Origin of the sequence: Pseudoalteromonas sp. JC28 (assembly GCF_013319255.1) — a bacterium.
Taxonomy (GTDB): Bacteria; Pseudomonadota; Gammaproteobacteria; order Enterobacterales; family Alteromonadaceae; genus Pseudoalteromonas.
In genome coordinates this window covers 334,564-354,736 of record NZ_QOKX01000002.1, presented here as the reverse complement: position 1 = coordinate 354,736, position 20,173 = coordinate 334,564, and the positions used below count along the sequence as shown (strand labels likewise).

15 protein-coding genes are annotated in these 20,173 nt (G+C 43.2%); 11 read left to right on the top strand and 4 right to left on the bottom strand.

Translation table 11 applies throughout. The features are described from left to right. Window positions 1-118 precede the first annotated feature (118 nt). From dnaK to DS891_RS06705, 6 genes are all read left to right on the top strand, one after another. On the top strand, window positions 119-2,041 hold the full coding sequence (dnaK, locus tag DS891_RS06730) for a molecular chaperone DnaK (RefSeq protein ID WP_102058005.1): 1,923 nt from the start codon (window positions 119-121) through the stop codon (window positions 2,039-2,041). A 153-nt stretch (window positions 2,042-2,194) separates the two neighbouring features. After that, window positions 2,195-3,331: a molecular chaperone DnaJ gene (dnaJ, locus tag DS891_RS06725; RefSeq protein WP_138580617.1), complete on the top strand. Its 1,137-nt coding sequence runs from the start codon at window positions 2,195-2,197 to the stop codon at window positions 3,329-3,331. 138 nt (window positions 3,332-3,469) lie between these two features. Next, the gene (ybaK, locus tag DS891_RS06720) at window positions 3,470-3,928 is read left to right on the top strand and encodes a Cys-tRNA(Pro) deacylase (RefSeq protein ID WP_102058007.1); all 459 of its coding nucleotides are present in this window, start codon (window positions 3,470-3,472) and stop codon (window positions 3,926-3,928) included. Window positions 3,929-4,205: 277 nt separating this feature from the next. After that, window positions 4,206-6,461, top strand: coding sequence for an acyl-CoA dehydrogenase (locus tag DS891_RS06715; protein ID WP_102058008.1), 2,256 nt, complete (start codon window positions 4,206-4,208; stop codon window positions 6,459-6,461). Between the two features lie 449 nt (window positions 6,462-6,910). Then, a complete protein-coding gene (locus DS891_RS06710) occupies window positions 6,911-7,849 on the top strand; it encodes a phosphotransferase (protein WP_174169263.1) in 939 nt (312 codons plus the stop codon). A gap of 3 nt (window positions 7,850-7,852) precedes the next feature. Beyond that, complete coding sequence (locus DS891_RS06705; RefSeq protein ID WP_174169262.1) at window positions 7,853-8,683, top strand: EamA family transporter; 831 nt, start codon at window positions 7,853-7,855, stop codon at window positions 8,681-8,683. A 25-nt stretch (window positions 8,684-8,708) separates the two neighbouring features. On the opposite strand, the gene DS891_RS06700 is transcribed toward DS891_RS06705, so the two are convergent. Beyond that, complete coding sequence (locus DS891_RS06700; protein ID WP_174169261.1) at window positions 8,709-10,352, bottom strand: S8 family serine peptidase; 1,644 nt, start codon at window positions 10,350-10,352, stop codon at window positions 8,709-8,711. A 142-nt stretch (window positions 10,353-10,494) separates the two neighbouring features. Next, complete coding sequence (locus DS891_RS06695; protein WP_174169260.1) at window positions 10,495-11,556, bottom strand: ABC transporter substrate-binding protein; 1,062 nt, start codon at window positions 11,554-11,556, stop codon at window positions 10,495-10,497. A 200-nt stretch (window positions 11,557-11,756) separates the two neighbouring features. Here DS891_RS06695 and DS891_RS06690 point away from each other — a divergent pair, with 200 nt between their 5' ends. The 4 genes from DS891_RS06690 to DS891_RS06675 all read left to right on the top strand — a co-directional run bounded on the left by DS891_RS06690 (window position 11,757) and on the right by DS891_RS06675 (window position 18,995). Then, window positions 11,757-12,149 (top strand): cytochrome b562, encoded by a 393-nt coding sequence (locus tag DS891_RS06690; RefSeq protein ID WP_174169259.1) that lies wholly within the window; start codon window positions 11,757-11,759, stop codon window positions 12,147-12,149. Between the two features lie 281 nt (window positions 12,150-12,430). Beyond that, window positions 12,431-13,879 carry a basic secretory protein-like protein gene (locus tag DS891_RS06685; RefSeq protein ID WP_174169258.1) on the top strand — a complete coding sequence of 483 codons (1,449 nt, stop codon included), beginning with the start codon at window positions 12,431-12,433 and terminating at the stop codon, window positions 13,877-13,879. A 194-nt stretch (window positions 13,880-14,073) separates the two neighbouring features. Continuing rightward, window positions 14,074-16,902 carry a TonB-dependent receptor gene (locus tag DS891_RS06680; RefSeq protein WP_174169257.1) on the top strand — a complete coding sequence of 943 codons (2,829 nt, stop codon included), beginning with the start codon at window positions 14,074-14,076 and terminating at the stop codon, window positions 16,900-16,902. Window positions 16,903-16,919: 17 nt separating this feature from the next. After that, entirely contained in the window at window positions 16,920-18,995 is a 2,076-nt protein-coding gene (locus DS891_RS06675) for a basic secretory protein-like protein (RefSeq protein WP_174169256.1), read from the top strand. Window positions 18,996-19,050: 55 nt separating this feature from the next. Here the strand turns inward: DS891_RS06675 and ykgO are convergent, their stop codons facing one another. Together ykgO and DS891_RS06665 are read right to left on the bottom strand one after the other, a co-directional pair. Further along, on the bottom strand, window positions 19,051-19,191 hold the full coding sequence (gene ykgO / locus DS891_RS06670) for a type B 50S ribosomal protein L36 (protein WP_010373066.1): 141 nt from the start codon (window positions 19,189-19,191) through the stop codon (window positions 19,051-19,053). A 5-nt stretch (window positions 19,192-19,196) separates the two neighbouring features. Beyond that, the gene (locus tag DS891_RS06665; protein ID WP_010373063.1) at window positions 19,197-19,454 is read right to left on the bottom strand and encodes a type B 50S ribosomal protein L31; all 258 of its coding nucleotides are present in this window, start codon (window positions 19,452-19,454) and stop codon (window positions 19,197-19,199) included. 457 nt (window positions 19,455-19,911) lie between these two features. On the opposite strand from DS891_RS06665, the gene DS891_RS06660 reads away from it, so the two are divergent. Then, window positions 19,912-20,166: a hypothetical protein gene (locus tag DS891_RS06660; protein WP_010373062.1), complete on the top strand. Its 255-nt coding sequence runs from the start codon at window positions 19,912-19,914 to the stop codon at window positions 20,164-20,166. Window positions 20,167-20,173: the final 7 nt, after the last annotated feature.

Here is a 20,173-nt window from a genome sequence, read left to right as displayed (position 1 = left end):
GCAAAAAAATTTCAAATTTTTTCATTTTTTTTTAGTTGTGACGCTTGAATTACAAATCGGTGACCTTATTTATCAAATCAACTAACTGAACAACGAATTTTGAAGTCGGAGATGATTCATGGGTAAAATTATTGGAATCGATTTAGGTACTACTAACTCTTGCGTAGCGGTACTTGATGGTGACAAGCCGCGCGTTATTGAAAATGCTGAGGGCGACCGCACAACTCCTTCTGTTATTGCATTTACAGATGATGGTGAAACACTAGTAGGTCAGCCAGCAAAACGCCAGGCCGTGACTAACCCTAAAAATACACTTTATGCTATCAAGCGTCTAATTGGTCGTCGTTTTGAAGATGAAGAAGTACAGCGTGACCTTAGCATCATGCCTTTCAACATCGTAAAAGCGGACAACGGCGACGCTTGGGTTGAAGTACGTGGGGAGAAAAGAGCTGCACCTCAGATCTCAGCTGAAGTTCTTAAGAAAATGAAGAAAACAGCTGAAGACTTCCTTGGTGAGCCAGTAACTGAAGCAGTTATTACAGTTCCTGCATATTTCAACGATTCACAGCGTCAAGCAACAAAAGATGCTGGTCGTATCGCAGGTCTTGAAGTTAAGCGTATTATCAATGAGCCGACAGCAGCAGCACTTGCCTACGGCATGGATAAGAAGCAAGGCGACAACGTTGTTGCAGTATACGACTTAGGTGGTGGTACATTCGATATCTCAATCATCGAGATTGATGAAGTTGAAGGCGAGCACACCTTTGAAGTACTAGCAACTAACGGTGACACTCACCTAGGTGGTGAAGACTTTGATAACCGCGTTATCAACTACCTAGTTGCAGAATTTAAGAAAGACCAAGGCATCGACCTAAAAACCGACCCGCTAGCGATGCAGCGTGTTAAGGAAGCGGCTGAGAAAGCGAAGATCGAGTTGTCTTCAGCACAGCAAACTGAGGTAAATCTACCTTACGTTACTGCTGATGCAACAGGTCCTAAGCACATGAACGTTAAGCTAACTCGTGCAAAACTTGAGTCACTAGTTGAAGACTTAGTTGCGCAATCAATCGAGCCACTAAAACGTGCACTTGCTGATGCAGACCTTTCTGTAAACGACGTAAATGACATCATCCTAGTTGGTGGTCAAACACGTATGCCACTGGTACAGAAAACAGTAGCTGAATTCTTTGGCAAAGAGCCACGTAAAGACGTTAACCCTGATGAAGCGGTAGCCGTTGGTGCGGCGGTTCAAGGTGGTGTACTTGCGGGTGACGTGAAAGACGTACTACTACTCGACGTTTGTCCTCTGTCTCTAGGTATTGAGACTATGGGTCAGGTAATGACTGCGTTAATTGAGAAAAACACGACTATTCCAACCAAGAAGTCGCAAACTTTCTCGACTGCAGAAGACAATCAGTCTGCAGTAACAATTCACGTACTACAGGGTGAGCGTAAGCGTTCAAGCGATAACAAGTCTCTAGGTCAATTCAACCTAGAAGGTATTCGCCCAGCGCAGCGCGGTGTGCCACAAATCGAAGTTACTTTTGATGTGGATGCTGATGGTATCTTACATGTGTCTGCGAAAGACAAGGACACAGGTAAAGAGCAGAAGATCACAATCCAAGCTTCTTCAGGTCTAAGCGACGATGAAGTTGAAAAAATGGTACGTGATGCAGAAGCAAACGCAGAAGAAGATAAAAAGTTTGAAGAACTAGTTGGCGCTCGTAACCAAGCTGATGCACTTGTTCATGCTACACGCAAGCAAGTTGAAGAAGCGGGTGACGACCTTCCAGCTGATGACAAGACAGCAATTGAAGCTGCACTTGGCGAGCTAGAAGCAGCAATCAAGAGTGATAGCAAAGACGAAATTGATGCTAAGACACAAGCACTAGCAGAGAAATCGCAAAAGCTTATGGAAATCGCTCAAGCAAAAGCGCAAGCTCAACAAGCTGGCGGTGACGCAGGTGCCCAACAAGGTTCAGCGAAAAAAGACGACGACGTAGTTGACGCTGAATTTGAAGAAGTTAAAGACGACAAGTAATTGTAGGTCTTGAGTGAGGGCGCGCTGGCTGTATGGCTTGTCGCGCCCTACGTGTTTATAAATTAGACTGTTGTCTGGCATTAATTTGCGAGTGACAGGGCTCGGCAGAGTTTGCAACGATGTAAGTTGCCAAGAAAGAGTAGTGTGATAAAAATGTCTAAACCTGACTATTATGAAGTATTAGGTGTTGCGAGAGACGCCAGTGAACGTGACATTAAAAAGGCGTATAAACGCCTTGCAATGAAATATCACCCTGATCGTACTGCTGGTAACGCTGAACTCGAAGCGAAATTCAAAGAAGTAAAAGAAGCTTACGAGATATTGACTGATAGTCAAAAACGCCAGATGTATGATCAATACGGCCATGCAGCTTTCGAACAAGGTGGTGGTGCTGGTCATGGTGGATTTGGCGGCGCTGGCGACTTCGGCGATATTTTTGGGGACGTATTTGGTGATATTTTTGGTGGTGGCGGTGGTCGTCGTCAATCAAGACAACAGCGTGGTGCAGATTTAAGATATAACTTAGAGTTAAGTCTTGAAGAGGCTGTACGTGGGAAGGAAGTGGATATCCAAGTACCAACTTGGGTGAGTTGTAAACCATGTGACGGCAGTGGTGCAAAAGCAGGTTCTAAGCCTAAAACTTGTACAACCTGTCATGGTGCAGGTCAAGTACAAATGCGCCAAGGCTTCTTTGCAGTACAGCAAACTTGTCCAACTTGCCAGGGCACAGGTCAGATCATTTCAGACCCATGTAACAGCTGTCACGGACAAGGCCGTGTAGAGAAAACGAAGACACTTAACGTTAAGATCCCAGCAGGGGTTGATACGGGTGATAGAGTACGTTTGTCTGGCGAAGGTGAAGCGGGTGCGCATGGTGCTCCAGCTGGCGACCTGTACGTACAAGTGAGTGTAAAAGAGCATCCAATCTTCGTACGTGACGGCAACAATTTGTACTGTGAAGTGCCAATTAGCTTCACAACGGCAGCACTCGGTGGTGAGATTGAAGTGCCGACCCTAGATGGCCGCGCAAAACTGAAGATTCCATCGGAAAGTCAAACTGGCAAAATGTTCCGTATGCGTGGTAAAGGCGTGAAATCTGTGCGTAGCGGTGCAGTAGGCGACTTAATTTGTAAAGTTGTCCTTGAGACGCCAGTAAACTTAAACGAGCGCCAAAAAGAGCTTCTGCAAGAGTTTGAAGAGTCTATGGGTGAAAACAACGGTAAGAACCGTCCTAAGGCACAAGGCTTTTTTGACGGCGTTAAGAAGTTCTTTGATGACTTAACTAAGTAACTTAAGCTTATTGAAAATGCCCGCTGCGATAGCGGGCATTTTTGTTTTGACGGATGATGGGTCTCATCGTAAGGCGATAGCATAAGCGTTTGTTTCTTGGTATAACAGAAATCAACATCTGCTTAAAAGGAGTTTGTAATGACACCGGCAATTAACCTACTTAAAAAGGCGAAAGTGGCGTTCCAAGTGCTGCAATTTGAGCACGACCCTAACGATCACGACTTTGCTAATGAAGCAGCGAAAAAGCTCAACCTAGACCGAGAAAAAGTATTTAAAACCCTGCTGATTGACGTTGATGGTAAATTGTATGTAGCTGTTTCTCCCGCCACGCAACAAGTGGATTTAAAAGCCTTTGCTAAAGCGTGTATGGGGAAAAAAGCACAGCTTGCAGATCAACAAAACGCGCAAAAGGTAACTGGTTATTTAATTGGCGGTATAAGCCCGTTTGCGCAGAAAAAGCAGCTGCCCACGTTACTTCACGAGAGTGCTTTAGCATTTGAGCAAATTTATGTTAGTGCGGGCAAGCGGGGAGTTGAAGTCGTTGTTTCACCTGCTACGGTAGAGCAGCTATGCAAAGCAAAAATCGCACTGTTTTAATGGCAGTGCTGGTTTTAAAAACCATCTTTATTATAGATAAAATGTCAGTCTAGAACTGCTAAGGGTGTCAAAGTCCCTCTTTTACTCCTATTTCCCCCCTAAGAACAGTAATTTACTTTTTTCGACTTACAGCTGTAAGCCATTAATTTAGCAGTCATTTATATTAATCACTCGATAACTCAGTAAAAAAGCCGTTAAAAAATTAAGTAGAGTAATTGATCTAAACGAATTTTTATGCCGTAATGTAGATATATCTATCTGGTCGGATGAGTTAATTATGAGCCTAAGAACGAATTTAAGAAAGATCCTCCCAAGCATTTCAATTACAGAACAAGAAGCATTAGATGCAGGTGATGTTTGGTTAGAAGGGTCAATTTATCAAGGTAAGCCTGACTTTTCGGCGCTTCGTGCTGTACCTGAAGCTAAGCTAAGTGCAGAAGAGCAAGCTTTTTTAGAAGGTCCAGTTAAAGAATTAATGGGTATGATCGATGACTCGGAAATTCAAAATGGCAAACACTTGCCAGAGCATGTGCTTGAATTTTTGAAAAAAGAGAGATTTTTCTCTTTGATCATTCCAAAAGAATACGGCGGTCTAGAGTTTAGCCCTTACGCAAACTCAACGATAGTGGGTACAATTGCGACTAAATCCTCTGCGGTAGCGGTAACGGTGATGGTTCCTAATTCACTAGGTCCGGGTGAGTTATTGCTTCATTACGGCACTAAAGAGCAGCAAGCGCACTACCTTCCTCGCTTAGCAAACGGTCGTGATATTCCATGTTTCGCGCTAACAAGCCCTGAAGCTGGTTCCGATGCCGGTGGCATTCCGGACCAAGGTATTGTTAAAAACGGCATGTATAACGGTGAAGAAGTACTTGGTCTTGAAGTAACATGGGACAAACGCTATATCACACTTGCGCCGATTGCGACGGTACTCGGTTTAGCCTTTAAAGTATTGGATCCTGAGGGATTACTAGGCGGTAAAAAAGAACTAGGGATCACCTGTGCGTTAATTCCACATGACCATCCGGGTGTGCAACTTGGAAACCGTCATGACCCGATGGGAATACGCTTCTATAACGGTACGACACGTGGTGAAAAAGTCTTTATCCCAATGGACTTTATCATCGGTGGCCAGAAGAATATCGGTCGCGGTTGGCAGATGTTGGTAAGTTGCTTAGGTGCAGGGCGTGGTATTTCTTTACCGGCGCTAGGTGTTTCAACTAGCCAAGTCGCACTGAAATCGGCATCTGAATATGCGGCGGTACGTGAGCAATTTGGTCTCTCGATCGGTCAATTTGAAGGTATTCAAGAAAAGCTTGCAGATATTGCAGGCAAAGCATACATGCAAGAGGCGATGCGGGTATTAACAACAGAAGGTTTAGGTATGGGTCTTAAGCCATCTGTAGTAACAGCAATTGCAAAATACCACATGACTGAAACTGGTCGTGACGTATTGGACTCTGCAATGGATATTCTTGCAGGTAAGGCTATTCAAAATGGTCCTCAGAATACCCTTGCAAGCGGTTATGTTGCCCAGCCAATAGCGATTACCGTAGAAGGTGCAAACATCCTAACGCGTAACTTGATGATCTTTGGTCAAGGTGTAATGCGCTGTCACCCATATCTACAGTCGATGGTTGAATCTATTCACAGCGAAGAGAAAGACGCCGACAGTAAATTCCGTGGTATTTTGACAAAAACAGTTAGCTATAGTGTTGCCAACAGCTTACGTGCTTTCAAATATGGTCTTATGCCATTCACGGCTGATGCAAAATCACCATTACCTGAAGTGCGTGCGTATGAAAAAGCCGCACATAGATTAGCAGCTAAGCTTGCGGTATACGCAGACTTTTCATTGCTCGTACTAGGTGGAAAGCTGAAACAAGCAGAAATGCTGTCAGCACGCCTTGGTGATGTAATGAGTCACTTGTATGCAGCAATGGCTTCAATCAAATACTATGAGCAAAAAGTAGCGGTAGCAGAGCGTGAGCAAGCAGCACCTTATTTCCATTATGCGACAAGGCATGCACTTATCAGTGCAGAAGAAGCGCTACATAAATTCTTAGATAACTTCCCGGCAAGTGGTACTCGTAAATTTATGCGTGTGATCACGATGCAGTTTAGTGGTAAACAAATGCCCAAAATTAATGATGATATGATCAGAGAATTGGCCGCCGCGGCGCAAATGGATACGCCAATCAAAGCGCAGCTTACTCATCTTGTGAAGCCTACCGCAGGTGATGGTCATGATATCAATGAGCAAGCATATAAAGCTAAGATGGGTTGCCTTGACCTGCTTGCCAAAGTTAAAAAGGCAGTTCGCAAGCGCGAGATCCAACCAGGTGTTCGTTTCGAGCAAACATTAGATAATGCGCTCGTTGGTAACCTTATCAACGAAGAAGAGTATGCAAAACTGGTTGATTACAATCGCAAGCGTGAAAAAGCAATCCGAGTGGATGAGTTTGACTTCGATTTAAACTTGTTAGATGAACAAAGTGCGAAAGAAACAGTCAAGCAAGCCGTGAATGAGTAAGTTAAACAAATAACTTTTTTGTAAAAGTAAAAGCCCTTAACCAATTGGTTAAGGGCTTTTTCATGTTGGGTAAAGATAATAACACCAGCTATAATTATCAAGCACTGTAAAACGGTTTGCTTATTATACCAATTTTTTGTTAATACTTGCTCAATTTGAAGGAGCATATCTGACGTTAACAGCGTTAAAATTTTTTATTTAGAACAACTAAATAGCAAAATTTTTGCCTTGTCTATATGGATGTAGATACCTTGGCGGTAACAGGATGCGGTAGCGGAGTTATCGACAAGATTATCTCGTCTCAAAATAGATCACTTAATTAAGCAAATTGGTATTCGTAATAGTAAGTAAGGGGTTGTACTGTGTTTAAGTAACCTGAGTTATACAATAAAGAAGTTTGGCTATTTATTGAACGGCTCTCAGGTTAAATAACAAAAGGGTGTAACACAGTGAAAATAAGTATTCCGAACGATGTAATTTCTGCGCCTATGTCAACACAGCAAGAGCAACAATTATGGAGCGGTTGTGGTGATATGTTATTTATCAATCATGATGCTGGGAAGCTTGCAATTAAGCGCACTAAAGTGCCTAGTGACATTGCACATCGGCGAATTGAACAATCTTCAGTAGCGCTTGCGCGTAAAGCTAAGTCTTATCAAGTAGAACGTCACTTTTACAAGCATCATGCATGCGAGTTACTCTCACCCTGTAATACGCCGAGTTATTTAGGTGAAGGGGTAAGTGAAGGGATGGACTACATCGTCTTTAGAGACTTCTCAACTCAGGGTTTTTCGCAAACCGCTAATCCATCCGAGTCACAAATATTAGCAGTGATAGGGTGGTTAGCTAAATTCCATGCTCACTTTTTACAAAGCCCTGCAGAGCATGTGTGGGAGCAAGGAAATTATTGGCACCTAGATACACGACCGGATGAACTTGAGCGAATGCAACACAGTAGCATTAAACAAGCGGCACCTCGATTACGAGATCGTATCAAAAATAGCCATTGGCATACTTGGATCCATGGCGACGCTAAGCTTGCTAACTTTGCCTTTAATGGCGATCAAGCACTGGGATTCGATTTTCAGTATGTTGGAAAGGGTATTGGTGTATCAGACTTAATGCTGTTTATTACGTCGGTATTAGACGAAAAAGAACAGCTCCTGCATGCCGATGAGTATCTCAAATTGTATTTAGATATGTTGAGAATAGAATTATTAGGCAAAGCAGCCTCTATTGATATCGCTCAGATCCTTTCTGAGTGGGAGTCGTTGTGGCCTGTGGTGTGGGCTGACTTTTATCGCTTTCTGTTGGGTTGGAAACCGGACCATGTAAAAATCAATGATTACATGAAATTTCAAACGGAAATAGCATTACAACAGGGATAATAAATGGCCATAGCCTTATTCAGTGCGTTAAATTGGGCTGTATTTGATTTTTTACGAAAAAGGCTAGCAAGTCATTATTCAGCCGCACAAATGTCGGTGATATTTAGTCTGCTAGTCTTACCTGCATACGTAGGCTATTGGTTGGTTTTTGACAAACAGCTCCCAAGTTCTGCTTATCTAGCGCCTGCGATAGCTAGCGGAATGTTGGCTGCAATTGGTAGCGTAAACTTTATTCAAGCGCTTGCGCTTGGGCGAATGGCGGTTATCCTGCCTCTGTTATCTATCACTCCAGCACTTGCAGGTGTGTTTGCTTGGTTGCTACTTGGAGAACCTTTAACCACGCTGCAGTCAATGCTAATCGCTGCGATTGTTCTCGCTTCATTTTTATTGCAAGGAGGCAGATTCTCTTTTCAAGAGCCAGGTGCAAAACAAGTTGCAATCACCTCTTTTTGCTGGGGGCTTTGCATCGTGTTCGATAAACAGGCTTTGCAATACAGCTCGCTCTCTTTTCATGCTGGGTTTCTAACCTTTATGGTATTTTTTGTTAATCTAATCTTGTTACGACCACAGTTTAAAAATCAAAATTTCCGCGCACATTGGTTGCTCTGGACTATTTCTGCAGTGGTATTCGCTGTCGCTGTTATCTTCCAAATGCAGGCGTTAACCGAAATTCAGCCGGGGCTTGTTGAAGGATTGAAAAGAGCCATTGGCATAATCAGCGCAAGTATGCTTGGGATGTGGTTTTTTAAAGAGATAATTTCAACAAAAGAATGGCTTATGATCTCTGTTATTCTGTGTTGTAGTGCAATGTTAGCATTAAACAGTGGCGCTTAAGCGCCACTTAAATGACTAATTGATATTACTTACATTGCGCGACTTTAGTCCAAACGTTTGAGTAGATCTCTGGGCTTGCGCCTTGTGACCAGTACGTAGCACGGTATTCAAAGCCTTTAAATGAAACCCGGTCGCCCGTATTGTAGAACTTAGTTGTATTCCATTCTTGGATACCATTGCAGCCAGCTGGTGCATCACTAACGGTAACTGCTAGAGTCTTAGAAGCAGTTTTGTTATTTGAAGCTGTCACAGTGAGTGTCACTTGGTATGTACCAGCACTTGCGTAGGTGTGTGCTGGGTTGGTTTGTGAGCTTGTTGCACCGTCACCAAATTCCCACTGATAACTACCTGCTGTTGATTGGTTGTTAAATGTCGCAGTGAGGCCGGACACGCTGAAGTTAAAGTTTGCATTGACTGCACCTGAAGTATCACAACCATTATTTGTTAGATAATCAACCGCCGCTTTTGCTTGCACAATACCATAGCCGTAAGAAGTATCACGACCTGCTTGGCCTTTGTCTTTTGCTGTTGTATTCAACACTTGGCGAATTTGCTGAGCTGTACATTGCGGGAAGTGGCTCCACACTAGTGCTGCGACACCAGAGACATGCGGTGTTGCCATTGAAGTCCCACTAATACTGCGATACGCGCCATTATTCCAGGTTGAGTTTACACCAACACCCGGGCCTGCAATTTCTACTTGGCTGTTGTATTGAGAGAAAGAGGCTTTTGACTCAGAACTGTCTACTGCTGCCACGGATACAACTGCATTATACGATGCTGGGTAGCTCAACGAGCTATTACCCGCGTTGCCTGCGGCTGCGATATGTAGCATGCCACGCTGATAACTCTGCTCAAATGCGCTTCGTTCTGCCGTAGAGCTGCCGCTGCCACCTAAACTCATGCTGGTTACATTGGCGCCAGCCTGCTCACACTGCTCAATTGCTTTAATGAGGTCGGAACCGTATGCCCAGCGGCCTTGGTCATTAAACACTTTAACAATATGAAGACCTAGTTGCCCTGATGGATTCACCCCGACCACACCTGTGCCATTACCACCTAAAGCGGCGATTGTGCCGGCAACGTGTGTTCCGTGGCCGTTACCATCGTTACTCCACACACCTGTATCGTAGTTACCGTAGCCATCATTACCTGTAATGCCTGTGCTAGGTAAATCTTGGTGACCTAGCGTATAACCTGTATCCATAATACAGACTTTACGGTTGCCGCTGTAGCCGTCAGATACTTGGTTAGCCTGCACCATATTAATGCCATAAGGTGTGGTTTCAGCGAGTAAATCAATTGCCGAAGTTTTTACACTTGGCAAATAGCGTTTAGGGTCAACTTCTACGTGTGCAATATTACCGCTTGCTTGTAGTTGTTGCATTTGCGTAGAAGAAACTTCGGCGACATATGCATTAATGCTTGGCAATGTGTTGACTGCAGCAGTACCCAAGGTGGAGTAGGCAGCTTCAGACAAAGCCTGCGCTTTAAACTGCGCCGTTTCCGCTTGATTTAAGCGCACTGGCAGAACATTTGGTGTTGCGCTGTCTTTTAACGTGACAATAACGCGCTGTGTATCTGCGTGAGCAACTGCAAGGCTTGCACAAACGCAAGCGCTAAGGGTCGAAAGCTTAAGAAGTTTTACTACTGTATTACTGTTTTTCATATTTCACCTGTTTTACATGTTGTTTACGTTTGTTACTAAAACAGGTGTTGACATCGCTGTCAATGCGTAAAGATTAGACAGGTGTAAATTGCATTATCTTTCTGGGTTTTGTTTATTGCATTAATTAATCGTTCTTAAATTCTCAATTCTTCACATTATTATTGTGGTTATTTTTATTAAGTGAGTGAGTTAGTTCTGTAATGGTAAATTGCGCTGGATCGTTAATGTAACGTAAAAAGTCCAGGTGTTCAGGAAAGTTTCCATGTATGGCATGATACAAAGGTAAGTGAGCGTCATCCAGCGATTCGAAAATAGACAAGGTCACGCTGTCTATTGGTGTAAAGTCTCTATGATATTGTGCTAGTCGAGCTAAAGTATAGGCCCCAAGCAACACATGCCCTCCGATCGAAACATCTAACTTAGGCGCAATATCTTCATCCCAATTAATCCCACCTATGACGATCTTACGGTTTAACTCTTTAGCAGCGAGTAATGCGCCATAAGCAATAGGATCATTGGCAGCCCAAACGGTTGTAATTGCGGAGTCTCGCTGTAACCACGCTTTAGTGAGACGATAAGCTTCATTCTGAGACCATTGACAATTTGCCTCTGCGATTAATTCTAGCTTTGTATGGTGCTCAAGATAAGCGCGCATGCCTTTTTGTCGGTCTAATGCCGCAGTCGTCGCCACGTCTCCTAGCAAAGCTAATACATGTTGCGATGGATTGGAGGACCTAAGTGCTTTTCGCGCAAGTTGATGCATTAATTTAAAACCGGCTTGGAAATTGTCTGGCTCAATGGTGCCAATAATTTGGTGTCCTGACTTTAACAGAGCTACTTCCTCTGTTTTAGTCGGTCCGTTGAGCAAGAAAATAATCTTGATTTTGGTGGCTTTGGTGTTTAACAAATAGGGAACGACACTCGATTTTTCGTTAACCAGCACAAGGTAATCAGCATCACTTTTCAAGGCTTGCTCTACGAGCGATTTCATCAAAATATGGTTGCGCTGCGCATAACTAATTTTGAGGGAAATATTCATGTTATTAGCGGCCGCAGTCATCACGTTGCTGACGTTATACCAAAAGTCTCCGGTAGGGTTTTTTGTTGCAAAACCGGGGTTTACAAATTGAACGTTGAATCGTTGTGCAGATAGCACGGCCATCGGCGATAAAAATAAAAAGATGAACAACAATTTTCGGATCATAAGTCTCTACATTTTTGATATTCAAAAAGTGTGCTGCTAAATACGCGACGTCATTAATATAAGTATAGTTTACGCTAGAATCGTTGCGCTATCTGCCTGTTTTTTGAATGCTATTCGGAACCAGCATATTTTTCATAGCATTGAATTTAGCTCATGCGTTAATTGCTTTATACTAGCGCGCAAAGAGTAAGGGGACTTTGATGAGAAAAATCGTATTTATATTCGTGTTGTTGTTTTCGGTGTCAGGGGTTGCGCATGAGTCAAGCGAATTGAATAAAACCATGAAGGAAATGGGCCATATTTATAAGCAGGCTATGAAAGCGCAATCTGCTCAAGAAATGCAAGCACACTTAACCGAGCTGACTACACTCGTTAATGAAAGTAAGCAATTTCAGTTTAAGCAAGAGGTGTCTGCCGAGTCAGTTGAGGGCTTGGATAAAGTACTCGAAGCCATTACTAAGGCGAGCCATGAAATAGACTCGGGAAGAGTCGAGAAAGCCCGTGAAATGCTATTAAAAATTGATGAGCTGAGAAAGCAATACCACAAACTACACGAGCCACCGGGCTTTTGGGAGTTACTATTTGGTAGTTAACCTGAGATTCGAATAGTTAACTTATCCTATCGCTGTGGTTATTCCTTGTTCTATCACAGCGGCTTTGCTTATCGGTCTTGGCTTTAGTTGAATATGGCAAAAAGACTAGCGAGCCGTGGCTTTACCTCTCAGGCTCGTTAGTCTTCCATAAGATCCAAAAGCGATGAAATAGCGTTATCCTTTTCTGCACTTATTAAATATTACGTAAAAATCTACTCAAAATAAGTTGCATTATAAATTGGAACGATCCAGTATGTTTGTTTTTAATCTGGGAAATTTCAATGAAAACCTCCTCATTAGCCAGTCTAATTTTACTTTCATTTTGTGGCTCCTCATTAGCGAATGCCAATGCGCTCTACGACATCACCGAACGCGATGCATTCTCTGTAACGAGTGACGTAAAGGAGCAAATCCAAGGTGAGGGGATAGAGCAGTTAGTTGATAGGTCGCTAAAAAGCAAATTCTTATCTAAGCAATCCAGCGCTGAGATTGTATTTGACTTGAAAGACGTAAAAGCGCTCAGACAATATCGTCTCACTTCAGCCCAAGATGCCCCCGCGCGAGATCCAAAGCATTGGACTGTAGCCGTATCTAAAGATGGTAAGGTGTGGCAAGTGGCTGATAAACGCAACGATATCGTATTTTCAAGGCGAGGTGAAACACTCGCTTTTGACCTACCCAAAACAACGGATGCAAGGTACGTGCGCTTTACTGTGGCACAGGAAGGTAAAACGCAGTGGGGTGACCGTTTTTTGCAAATCGCTGATCTGGCACTCTATGCAGAAACAAACTTACCGCTGGCAAATTTTACTGCAGATAAAACTGTTGCCAAGCTTAATGAGCCAGTTTCTCTGCAGTCGATATCTGCAAACTCACCAACAGCACTGAATTGGAAGGTTGAGGGCAAAGCGATGCTGCCAAACGCAAAAAGTGTTGAAGTAGTTTATGACAAGCCAGGTAACTACGATGTCACTCTAGTCACTAAAAATGCGCATGGTTCGGACCTAAAAACCCGTGCGAACTATTTAAAAATCTACGATCCAACTCAACCATGGAAAGGCTTTGAGCCGCCAAAGGTCAAAGTAGTTATTGAAGATACTGAGTCGGCAGGGTCGAAACGCCTGCAAGCGCTATTTCCTGATATAGCCACTACGGTGGATGACGTAACTCGCCAACTGGCCCCAAGGTTGTACAAACACTTTGCAGAGTTACCAGAGTTTGAGCAAGTCACATTTAGGCTGAAGTGGATGGACACAATAGCGTATCGTTCTGGAGACGAAACAAATATGGAAATCGTGTTTAGTTCAAAGTACATCACCGAAAAACTCGCTGCGCAGCCAGATGAGCAAGTGGAATACGAACTCCTTGGTGTGCTCTGGCACGAACTTACACATGGATATCAGCTATTTCCAAAAGAGAGAAGTTATTCTGAGCCCGATGTACATGCATTTATTGAAGGAATGGCGGATCTCATTCGCATTCAAGCGGGATACCATAAAACCCGTTCACCTAAGCCGTCGGATTCTTGGATTGGTGGATACACAAATACAGGGTTTTTTCTTGCGTGGCTCGCTGAGTCTTATCCAGATTTTACCTATCGTTTTAATCAAACTGCGGTAGAAATAGAAGATTGGTCATTTGAAGATGCAATAAAATCAGTTACTGGAGAGCCTCTTGATAAGCTCTGGTCTCGCTATCAAAGTGTGCTAACTGCCAAGAAATTGCAGTGAACTAGCAAGAACTAGATGATTACAACTTGTCATCACTATGCTGTAAATGTACATAATTTGTTGACAGGTTTGTTTTATTGCTCATAATTGGAACGTTCCCTTTTTGATTTCTGCCTGAAGCTTTGTTGGTTTTGCTAAGGGAGAAATGAAATTTTAATAAAAATTGGAACGTTCCTTTAAATTATGGGGGTCTTATGACAACAATAATATATAAACATAGCCTGATCGCTGCTGCTGTCCTAGCAGCGGTAGCAACTAACTCAGTAACAGCCGCAACAGAAGAACAAGCAGAAGAAATAGAACGCGTTGAGGTGACAGGATCTCGTATCAAGCGTATCGCCATTGAAGGTGTTACCAATGTCCAAAGTCTCTCTTCCGCTGATATGGTCAGAAGTGGCTTTAACACAGTGTATGATGCACTGAGTAGTATTTCAGCCGCCAGTGGTGCCGTTCTCGGTGAAGTAGAAACTGGCTCCTATACACCTGGTGCCAAAGAGTTAAACCTGTTAGGTGTTGGACCTGAATACACACTAATTCTCGTTAATGGTAAGCGCTTGGCTTATTACCCAATGCCGTACGGTGGCCAAACCAATTTTGTTAATCTCGATATGTTGCCAACGGCGATGGTTGAGCGCATCGATATTCAATCCGGCGGAGGCTCTGCAATCTACGGTTCAGATGCGATGGCTGGGGTAGTCAATATTATCACCAAAAAAGGTATGGACGAGCATGTCGTTGAAGCATTCTATGGCCAGGATACTTATGGTACGGGTGATAAAAAAGGCTTGTCGTTTGTTGGTGGTTTTGAGCAAGACGACTTTACGTTTGACTACTCACTAGAATACAAGACGGAAGAGGCGCTAACTGGTGCCGACAGACCTTTTCATGACAGCGTTTGGGATAATCCAGATCCAACAAACAAGCGAGAGCTCAATCGTTCCATTACCGTATGGGCTGAGAATACCGAGTTCAAAAATCAATATTCAGCGCAGTACTGTAATACAGATGATAATCCACACCCGACTGCGGTTCAGCACTTTATTAGCCGCAATGATTACGGCCTAAGCTGTGGGTGGGATGAAACCGGCAACAACTTGCTCCGTAACCAAGTTGAAACCATGAGTTTGTATATCAACTCGGTGTACAGTATCAACGACGAACACAGTTTTTTTGTTAACGGATTTTATATCGATCAAGAAAAGAAAGGGGCACGAAATCCATTCTTCTTTGCTCATGCAGAGTCAATTCACGGATCCATGTTTTGGGATCCAGATATCAAAAATAAAGCTGGTGGCTATGGCGCTCCAGTTAAGTATATGTGGCGGATAGTGAATGATTCAGAATATACAAATGATGGCTTAGGTCGAGTATACGATGATAAATCTTATTCATTTAGTTTTGGTCTTGAAGGGGAGGTAGCAGATTACTATTACTCCGTTGGCTTCAGCCGTTCACAATACGACTTCTCTGATAGGTACTTGCATCACACGGTTGAAGGAAATAACTGGCTAAAAGGCCCTAAGTTGGGAGAGGTTGATGGCATGCCAATCTACCGTCCAAATTACCAAGCTTTTTTTGCACCTCTGACCCAAGACAATATGTATAACATGGCTGATTGGGCAACCTACGATGGCTTATCGTTCAATGAAACCCTAACCGCAGATCTGTCCGGGGATTTATTTGAGTTGCCAGCAGGATTTGTGTCTTTTGCCGCATATATTGAGCTGATGAAAGAAGGGACGAGGGCGACGCCCGATAGCAGAATACTAAATAAAGAGTTTGTTGGTCTAACTGGCGTTATCACCGATGGTGAACGTAACCGTTATGCTGCGGCGACAGAATTTATGATCCCAATTACTGAACAGATCTCTAGTGAAATAGCGCTGCGTTATGACCACTATGATGATATTTCTGATGTTGGTGGGGCATTTACTTATCAAGTTGGTTTTAAATATTCTCCTACTGACGCGCTGATGCTAAGAAGTGCGTATGGCACAACGTTCCGTGGTCCTAGCATGAGCTCAGTATATCAAGGGTTTGCTGGTAACTTTGGACGAGGCTCGGACAGAGTGATTGCAGATGCATGTCTACGTTTTCAAACCACAGGGGATCCCGCTCAATATAATGCTGATGCATTAACTATCAGCTGTGCAGACTTAGACACAACAAATAGCAATGAGCCAAAGCTAGATGCTGACTTTGAGACAATCTCGGCAGGCGATCCAACTTTAAAAGAAGAGTCTGGTCATTCATTAACGTTCGGTCTTGTGTATGAGTACTCCCCTGAGCTGTCATTCAATGTTGATGTTTATGACATTGTCTTAAAAGACAAAATTACTCGACTTGGGTCTGGCGAAATTCTTGATAATGTCTGGAAGTGTGAAAACGGCTTAATTGATTCATCTTCTGCTAAATGCGCCAATATGCAAGACAGAGTACAGCGTTTTGATCAAGATGGTCTGGCAACCGACTGGTTAGGGAACACGAAAAAAGGGTTACCGTACACCGCAGCAATTATCAGAGAAGGTTATATAAACGCCGCGGAAAGGCAGCATGGCGGCGTCAACTTTGGTGTGAAGGGCACGTTTGAGTCAGAGCTTGGTGAGTTTATTTATAAGCTTGATTACAGCCATGTTTTAAAGAAAAAAGAAAAGCTTCGTCCCGAAGATCCGCTTGAGGATGTGCTAGACAGTCAAGATAACTATAACTTCAAAGATATGGCATCGTTTAACCTGACTTGGCAGTTGGAAAAGACCGCAATTTCATGGCAGGTAAATTATAAAGGAAAAAATTGGAACGGTGCTGATTTTGGTCAAAGAGAAAAGTTACCTGCATGGATAAAGCATAACCTAACCATTGGCCATTACATCAATGACAATACGCGAGTGATGTTTACGGTTCAAAACTTATTAAATGCGATGCCGCCTCAAGATGACTCGTTTAGAGGTTACCCATTTTATAAAGCGGGTAATTATGACACGAATGGGCGTGAGTTCTTACTAAAAGTTAACTACCAATTTTAATAATAAAGGGTAACGAAATGAGAAAATTAATGCTATCAACGGTGGCAATGGCCGTTGCTGCGACACTAATAGGCTGTAATGATGGGTCTGAATTTGTTGAACGTGATAAGCCAGAGCAAACTCAATCATCTGGGCAGCCAGACTCTGGCGCATTGCGTAATATCACCTCAGATACTGGGGTTGAGATTGAGGCTATTTTAGCGGATGGTGTACAAGCCTCGCCCGCAGGTGAAAGTGTCGACAAACTTATCGACGCTAACACGAGTACAAAATTCCTGGCTTTTGCGTCAAACGTCACTGTAGTGTTTAAAGCCGCGACAGAGATTGAACTTAGAGAATATAGCTTTACGTCAGCAAACGATGAAGCAAACCGAGATCCAAAACAGTGGGTCGTATATGGCTCAAATGATAAAGCTGAGTGGATTGAGCTGGACTCAAGAGCGGGAGAAGTATTCTCTGCTCGAGGACTGACTCGCAATTTTGAATTGGCCGAAAGCGGCGAAAAGTATCGCTACTTCAAATTTGATTTAGTACATGGTGGTACAGATAGCTATGGTGCTGATATTACGCAACTAGCGGAACTCGAAATCAAAACGGTATCGGATATTCCTATCGTCGCATTTAATGCGACAAACACGACTCCTGAAGTCTCTGAGTATATTGTTTTTAGAGATGAGTCGTTGGTTAACCCGACTAGCTGGCAGTGGACGTTTGAAGGTGGTATTCCTGCGACAAGTACAGAGCAAAGCCCATTGGTTAAGTTTGAAGCTTTAGGGCCAAAAACCATTACACTGGTTGCGAGTAACGACAAAGGGGAAGCGACATTAGTTCAGCAAGACTTTATCCGTGTGTGGGAGCCAGCCTCGCCATGGGCTGGGTTTCCAGAGCCTGTAATCGAAGTGAAAAAGGAACTACCAGAGCACCCAGGACAGCTGGCGCTTGAACGTGCAGTACCAGACCTAAATGCCCTTATTCATGAGATCTCATTGAAGATTGCCAAGCGCTTGTTTAATAATGTAACCGAAATCAACGTTTTTGAGCACGTTACTTTTATTACCGGAGACTTTGATGCGCCGGCTTCAAAGGCCGGTGAAGGCAAATTTATGGAGCTTAGGTTTGATGTTAAGCACATCGCCAACCTAGAGGGTCTTGGAGATGAGGCTATCCGTAACGAAGTTATTGGCGTGCTGTGGCATGAGCTGACCCATGGTTACAACAACGTTCCGGCTGAAGGAGAATATCGTCCGGGCACGGATTATCACACCTATCTTGAAGCGCTAGCTAACTTTATTCGAATAGATGCTGGTTACTTAGAGCATAGACGCGGTGGAGTTCGCTGGATGGAACACTACAATGTTGATGCTTACGATCAAACAGCATTCTTCTTTGAGTGGGTAGAAAACAGTCATCGTAACACCGATTTTATCCGTAAGTTTAATGCGGCAGCAAAAACGCTTGATGCGTGGAGTTTAGACACCGCTTTTAAGTCTATATTTGGTGAACAACGTGGCATTGATGCAGTATTTGAAGAGTATCAAGTCTACCTTGCAAGCGTCGGTAAGTTACCACCAGTACCACTTGGCTATCAGAACTTTGCACCCACTAGCACTCAGGTAACAACAAACGGAACTGCACTTGTGCCTTTTAATGAGGGGGCAGACAAGCTTAATGATAGAAATATTACCTCTAAATTTAATGTGGTGTTGGAAGCCCCTGCTTGGCTTGCACAATATGCACCTGACTTGTTGCCGATAAAGCAGGTTGATAAGGCCCAGGTTAACTATGTGTTTGACAGCGCTAAAACAGCAAAATACTACTCATTAGCGACAGCGGGAGACAACCCTCATCGCTTTCCTAATGCGTGGCAGCTACAGGGCTCAAATGACGGTACGAATTGGATTACGCTAGATACTCAACAGTTCAACGAACTACCTAATACGATGGAATACTATAGCTTTGCTATCGAGAGTCCAAATGCGTATACCCAGTATCGTTTGGAACTTGAGCATACCCGTGAAGGCGGTGGAATTGGCGGCGCTAGCGGACGCCTAATTCAACTAGGCGAATTCTCATTGTGGGAAGCAAAAGACTAGCCTTTTAGTTTAAAGGTGGGCAATGCCCACCTTTAAAACGTACTTATTTTGACCTTTAACGTTTCTTCTTCTTTTTACCTTGAACCGCTTTAAATCGCGGATTAGATTTACAAATTACGTAAACCCGACCGCGTCTTTTTACGACTTGGCACCCCGGTCTATTTTTAGCGCTTTTGAGTGAGCTCAGTACTTTCATCTGGTTTATCCTTTTTTAGTCGCAAGGTTCTTAAAGCGACGGTTAAATTGTGCAACTCGACCATCACTTGCCACCAACTTCTGTTTACCAGTGTAGAAAGGGTGAGATGCACTAGAGACGTCAATTGGGAAGTAAGGGTAAGTCTTACCATCTAGTTCAACGGTTCTGTCTGATTTAATGGTTGAACCAACAATAAAGTACTTATCAACCGATGTATCATGGAAGGCAACAAGTTGATAATCAGGGTGGATATTGGGTTTCACGACAACGACTCCTAAATAATGTGTTGTTATATTGTATCAATATAAATCAAATAAAAACTATTCTCAACAACTAATTTGTCGTTGCCGCTATTTAGCGCGATACGCCTAATTTGTCGACGCATGCGGAACTAAACTGAATGCATCTTGAGCAGTTGATTAAAAGGGGCTTACTTTCCTTAAAATTGCCTGATATAACTAGTTCTAGATAGTTTCTCAAGTAGTCATATTGGTGTTGACACCTAACCGGAATAGTAGCGAATAGACTTTTTTGGAATATAGCTATCGATGTAAGCCTGTTGGTTTGATAGATATGAGATAAAAGAGTGAGATCCAAATGAGGCTGGCTTAACGGTTAATAACCTTCACTAAATGAGAGAGGTCTAGCAAATAATTAAAACCTAGTACGTTCGCGAAAGTACTTTGTTCGCTAACGCAATACAGATATAGAGCATTTATTATGGATAAACATGCTGAGTTAGATAACTCAATTTTGGCTAAGCTTCACAGCAGCGATGACAGCGCGTTACAGCAAGAATTAGACACACTCTCTTGCACACATAGTGACATAGTGACACTACTGGCACAGTATCAAACGCTCAGTGAGCAAGATGATGAACTGTTCGATGCTTGGTACGACAGCTTATGTAAAGATCAGTTAAAGGTCTTAAAAGCATTTGAGATAATTCGTGCGCACATAGAACAGCAAATATAAATACGCA